A 5,639-nucleotide genomic window follows, 5' to 3' on the forward strand; every position below is an offset into this window, starting at 1 on the left:
TCGCGCTGGCGGCCGCCGCGCTGCTCGGGCTGATCCAACTTGGGCTGGCCGCGCGCGAGCCGCGGCGCGTCGGCGCCGGGGCCGTGCTGCTCGCGGTCGCGGTGCTGGCGGCCGCGACGCCGCTGCTCCGCCCGCCGGCGCCGACCGTGACGATCGGCGCCAAGAACTTTTCCGAGCAGTATATTCTCGCGCGGTTGATCGGCCTCCAGCTCGAGCGGGCCGGCTATCGGGTGCGCTATCGCGAGGGGCTGGGCTCCGCCGTTGCCCTGCGGGCGCTGACGGGTGGCGAGATCGACGTCTATGTCGAATATGCGGGGACGCTGTGGACGGGCCCCATGCACGAGACGCGCAGCGTGCCGCGCGCGGCGATGCTACGCGGGATCGGGCGCTGGCTGAAGGACGGGCCGGGCGGGCGGCTGGTCGGTCCGCTCGGCTTCGAAAACGCCTATGCGCTCGCGGTACGCCGCGACGCGCGGATCGCGACGATCGGCGCGCTGGCCGATCGCGCCGGGGCGATGACGCTGGGCGCGGACCTCGAATTCCTCGACCGGCCCGAATGGCGCGCGCTGCGCGCCGCCTACGGCCTGCGCTTCGGCGCCACGCGCGCCTACAGCCCGACCTTCATGTACCGCGCGCTGGCGAGCGGGCAGGTCGACGTGATCTCGGCCTTCTCGTCGGACGGGCGGATCGCGGCGGACAAGCTCGTTGTCCTGCGCGATCCGCGCGGCGCGATCCCGCGCTACGACGCGATCCTGCTTGCCTCGCCCGCGCACGCCCGGGACGGGCGCTTCATCCACGCGCTCGGCCCGCTGGTCGACGCGATCCCGGTCGACGCGATGCGCCGCGCCAACCTGATGGTCGATCGCGACGCGGACAAGGCCAGCCCAGACGCGGCGGCGCGCTGGCTCGACCGCGCGATCAGATCGCGAAGCGCGCGGTGACGCGGATGTCGCGCCCGGCGAGCGGGGCATAATCCTTCAGGTAGCTCGCATGGCGGCGGGCGACCACGTCGAACAGGTTGTTGCCCGACAGGATCAGGCTGAAGTTGCGGTTGTCGGCGATCGGATGGATCCCGATAGAGGCGTTGACGGTGGTGAAGCCGTTCGTCTCGGTCTCGAAATCGGTGACGCGATCCTGCTTGGCGGTCCATTCCACCTCGGCCTGGCCGAACACGCGCCCGCCGCGCGCCTCGATCCCGCCGAGCAGGCGGAGCGGCGGGATGCGCGGCGCGGGGCCGACGCCCAGCACCGTGGCGTGGACATAGTCCGCCAGCCCGTTGGCGAGGATGCTGGTCTCGCCGATCCGCGCGAGCGTGTACGAACCCGACACTTCGAACCCGTAATAGCGCGCCTTGCCCTGACGCGTCTGGAAGACGGGCAGCCCGTCCTCCTCCTCGCCGGTGGCGAACGAATCGATATAGTTGGTGAAGCGGTTGTAATAGACCGCCGCTTCGATGTCGTAGCGGTCGCCGTGACCGTGCAGCACCGCCTCGACCCCGTTGGCGCGCTCTTTGCGCAGGTCGGGCAGGCCGACTTCGAACGACTGCGTGCCGGCGTGCGGCCCGTTGGCGTAGAGCTCCTCGACCGAAGGCGCGCGCTCGCTGTGCGACAGGTTGACGCCCGCGCGCCAGCCTTCGGCGAGCACGACCGACGCACCGAGCGAGCCCGAAATGGCGTCGAACCCGCGCCGCGTGCTGACGAACTGGTCCTGCCCGTCGATCGGCAGCGCGCTCGCCGCGACATGTTCGTAGCGTCCGCCCGCCTCGAACTTGAACCTGCCGTAATCGAGCTGCTGGAGCGTGAAGATGCCCGCCGAATTGGTGCTGGTGCGGGGCACGAACGCCTCTTCGCCGATCGTGTTGGTATCGCGCGACAGGACTTGCGCGCCCGTCACGCCGCGCCAGCGGCCATGCTGCGCCTGGATCAGCTCGACGCGGCCCTCCATGCCCCTCGCGTAGAAAGCGGTGCCGATCTCGCCATCCTCTTCCAGCTCGTAATGGCGGTAGCGCGCGCCGCCGAAGCGGAAGCGGATCTTTTCCAGCACATCGCCGCCGGTATCGAATTCGGCCCGCGCATCGATCCGGTCCTGCCTGACGTCGAGGCGCGGGGCTTCCTGCTCCTGGCCGGGGGCGGTCGCGTAGCGGAGGGGGATGCCGTACAGGCTGTCATAATGGCTGTAGGCGACGCCGAAATGCCCGGTGTCGGTCACCACCGCGCCGCCAATCCCGGCATTCCAGGTGCGCGCCTGGGTGTTGGGAAGCTTGCGGCGCACGCCGGCATTGGCGGCGAAGTCGATCTCGTCGTCGCTCGCCCCATCGGCCGCAGACTGAAGCGCCTGTGCGCGCAAGGCCGGCGTGAGCGCGTGCCCGCCGATGCGCAGGTCTCCGCTCTTCAGGTAGCTGCCGTCGGCGTGGAGCACGATCCGGTCGCTCACCGCCACGTCGGCGGCGGCCGCGCCCGATCGTTCGTTGGCGGCGCTGCCATAGGTGCCTTCCCCGGCGATCCGCGCGCCATTCTCCGGCACCGTGCGCGGGATGCGCGTATCGACGACGTTCACGACGCCGCCGATCGCCTCCGAACCGTAGAGCAGGGCGGATGGCCCGCGCACCACCTCGATCCGCTCCGCCAGCAATGGGTTGATGATCACCGCATGGTCGACGCTGGTGGTCGAAACGTCGAAGCTGCCGACGCCGTCGGTCAGCACGCGCACACGCGCGCCCTGCTGACCGCGCAGGATCGGGCGCGAGGCGTTCGGCCCGAACGAGGTGGAGGAGACGCCCGGCACGTGCGCGAGCGTATCGGCCACGGTCGCGCGGCGATCGCGCGCCAGATCGATCCCGCCGACCACCGAGATTCCCGCGATCACGTCCTCGCGCGTGCGGGCGAGCGGCGCGGTGACCACCACCTCATTCGGGGCCGGCGGGGCGTCGGCCAAAGCGGGCGGGGCGATAACGGCGCCGCCGGCAAGCGGCAGGGCCATGGCGAAGCGGAGCGTGGACGATACGGTCATTCCGCTGTGGTAGCGGAATGATATACTATCACAACGTATAATCTCACGCGAGGTGACACGGTTCGTCGCATTCTGCAGGCGTCAGGTCATCTGCGTCAGGACGAAGGCATAGGCTTCCGCGCGCTCGTGCAGCGCTTCGAACCGGCCCGATTTGCCGCCATGGCCCGCGCCCATGTTGATCTTGAGCAGCAGGATATTGTCGTCGGTCTTGGTCGCGCGCAGCCGCGCCGCCCACTTGGCCGGCTCCCAATAGGTGACGCGCGGATCGTTGAGCCCGCCGGTGATCAGCATCGGCGGATAGGCCTTGGCCCCGACATTGTCGTAGGGGCTGTAGGACCGGATCAGGTCGAACGCCGCCTCGTCGGTGATCGGATTGCCCCATTCGGGCCACTCGCCGGGGGTCAGCGGCAGTTCGGCGTCGAGCATCGTGTTGAGCACGTCGACGAACGGCACGTCGGCCACCACCGCGCCCCACAGATCGGGATCGGTGTTGGCGACCACGCCCATCAGCTCGCCGCCGGCCGATCCGCCGTTGATGGCGATGTTGCCGGGCCGCGTGAAGCCGGCGTCGACCAGCCCCTTCGCCGCATCGACGAAGTCACGGAACGTGTTCCAGCGCGCCTCCGCCTTGCCCTGCAGGTACCAGTCGTAGCCGAGATCGTCGCCGCCCCGGATATGCGCGATGGCGAAGGCCCAGCCGCGATCGAGCAGGCTCAGCCGCGCCGCCGAGAAACTGGGCGGGATGGCATGGCCATAGGCGCCGTAGGCGTAGAGGAACAGCTTGCCCGATCCGTCGCGCGGGAAGCCGACCGGATAGACCACCGACACCGGCACCTTCGCCCCGTCGCGCGCCGTGACGGTCAGCCGCTCGGTCGCGTAGCGCGACGGGTCGTAGCCCGACGGCACCTCCTGCACCTTGAGCGTGGTCAGCGCGAGGCTGTCGGGATCGCAATCATAGACGGTGAGCGGCGTCACCATCGACGAATAGGTCAGGCGATAGGCCGGCGGGTCGAATTCGGGATTGGTCGATGCGCCCGCGCTGTAGCTCGCCTCGGGAAAGGCGACGCGCCGTTCCGCGCCGTCCCATCCGCGCAGCACGATCTGGTCGAGCCCCTCTTCGCGCGCGGCGATCATCAGGTGGCGGGCGAAGGCGGCGATCCCGGTCAGATAGACGCGGTCCGATCCGGCCACGACCTCCTCCCACGCATCCGGCCGGGCGGGATCGGCGCGGACGATGCGGAAATTGACGTGCGTGTCGTTGGTCAGGATCCAAAGCGACCCGTGCGCCGAATCGACGCTATACTGGCGCTTCACCTGACGCGGGCTGACCAGGATCGGTTCGGCCGCGGGATCGGCGGCGGGGATCAGCCGCACCTCGCTCGTCTGGTTGTCGCCGGTCGCGATCTCGATCCACTGCCGGTCGCGCGTGCCGCCCACGGCGACGCGGAAGCCCTCGTCCGCCTCCTCGTACAGCACCGCGTCGCCACTTTGGCCCAACCGGTGGAGCAAGGCACGGTAACTGCGCCAATTGTCGTTGACCTCGGTATAGGCGATCGCGTCGGAGCCCGCGCTCCACGCCACGCCGCCGTTGACGCGCGTGCTGACCGTCGCGATGTCCGCGCCGGTCGCAAGGTCGCGGATGCGCAACGTATAGCGCTCGGCCCCGCTGTCGTCCGCGCTCCACGCGAGCAGCCGCCCGTCTGGGCTGACCGCGACCGCGCCGACGCGGAAATAGTCCTTGCCCGCCGCCTCGGCCGGCTCGTCGAGGATCAGCTGGTCCATGCCCCCCGCGACCGGGCGGCGCCACCAGCGCGGATATTGTCCGCCTTCCTCGTAAGCCCACCAGTAGAGCCAGTCGCCGTCCTTCTGCGGGACCGACGAATCGTCCTGCTTCACCCGGGCCCTCATCTCCTCGAACAGGGTGTCGACCAGCGGGCGATGCGGCGCCATCGCCGCATCGAAATAGGCATTCTCCTCGTGCAGGTAGGACAGCACGTCCGCGTCGCCGACGTTCGGATAGGCCGGGTCCTTCAGCCACGCCCACGGATCCTCGATCGTGACGCCATGGTGGGTGAACCTGTGCGGGCGGGTCGCCGCGACGGGCGGCGGGGGAAGATCGGTCATGCCCCGCGCTTAGAACGCGTTTCCGCCGCGTGGAAGCAGGCGGGCGGTCAGTCCAGCCGTCGCCAGAGCCGGTATGGCGAACCTTCGGGCAGCGCTACCGGCGCGAGCCAGGCCGGCACGCGACCATGCGCGAGCTGGACGTACAGGCCCTTGGGCGCCTCGCTCGCATAGACGGTCGATTCGGACGTGCCGGGGCAGATCAGCAGCATCGTCGCGCCATGCCGCCGCATGATTTCGTGCGCGACCTCCGGGTCCGCCGCGCGGAAGGCGTGCTGCGTGTCGAGGATGTCGGCCCCGGCGCGGTGATAGGGGCCGGAGATCGCGCTGTGACGCGTCGTCGCGATCAGGCGCGGGCCCAGATCGTTGAAGGTCAAAAAGGTCGCGGGCGGCAATTTGCCGATCGGGCGCAGCGCGGGAAGCGTCGGGCAGCGGCGATTGGCCTTGTCGACCTGCTGGCGCCGCTGCGACTTCACCTCGGGCACGCGGCGCGTGATGAAGCCGGCGAA

The 5,639-nt window shown here is 69.9% G+C and carries 3 protein-coding genes and 1 pseudogene; 1 reads left to right on the top strand and 3 read right to left on the bottom strand.

Annotation, left to right across the window (positions count from 1 at the left end):
- On the top strand, positions 1 to 941 hold a 941-nt coding region (locus tag ACOJSF_RS08635; RefSeq protein ID WP_420141807.1), incomplete at its 5' end, for a glycine betaine ABC transporter substrate-binding protein.
- Here ACOJSF_RS08635 and ACOJSF_RS08640 read toward each other — a convergent pair.
- From ACOJSF_RS08640 to ACOJSF_RS08650, 3 genes and pseudogenes are all read right to left on the bottom strand, one after another.
- Positions 919 to 3,009: a TonB-dependent receptor gene (locus ACOJSF_RS08640; protein WP_420141808.1), complete on the bottom strand. Its 2,091-nt coding sequence runs from the start codon at positions 3,007 to 3,009 to the stop codon at positions 919 to 921. The two genes, ACOJSF_RS08635 and ACOJSF_RS08640, sit on opposite strands and share 23 nt — an antisense overlap.
- An 81-nt stretch (positions 3,010 to 3,090) precedes the next feature.
- Positions 3,091 to 5,133 carry a S9 family peptidase gene (locus ACOJSF_RS08645; RefSeq protein ID WP_420141809.1) on the bottom strand — a complete coding sequence of 681 codons (2,043 nt, stop codon included), beginning with the start codon at positions 5,131 to 5,133 and terminating at the stop codon, positions 3,091 to 3,093.
- Positions 5,134 to 5,180: 47 nt separating this feature from the next.
- Positions 5,181 to 5,639: pseudogene (locus ACOJSF_RS08650) on the bottom strand (AcrB/AcrD/AcrF family protein); the annotation flags it as partial.

This window comes from Sphingomonas sp. (genome assembly GCF_048594985.1).
GTDB lineage: Bacteria > Pseudomonadota > Alphaproteobacteria > Sphingomonadales > Sphingomonadaceae > Sphingomonas_I.

Coding starts and splice junctions, on each gene's coding strand:
- ACOJSF_RS08640 (WP_420141808.1), bottom strand. CDS start 3,009: ATGACCGTATCGTCCACGCTCCGCTTCGCCATGGCCCTGCCGCTTGCC.
- ACOJSF_RS08645 (WP_420141809.1), bottom strand. CDS start 5,133: ATGACCGATCTTCCCCCGCCGCCCGTCGCGGCGACCCGCCCGCACAGG.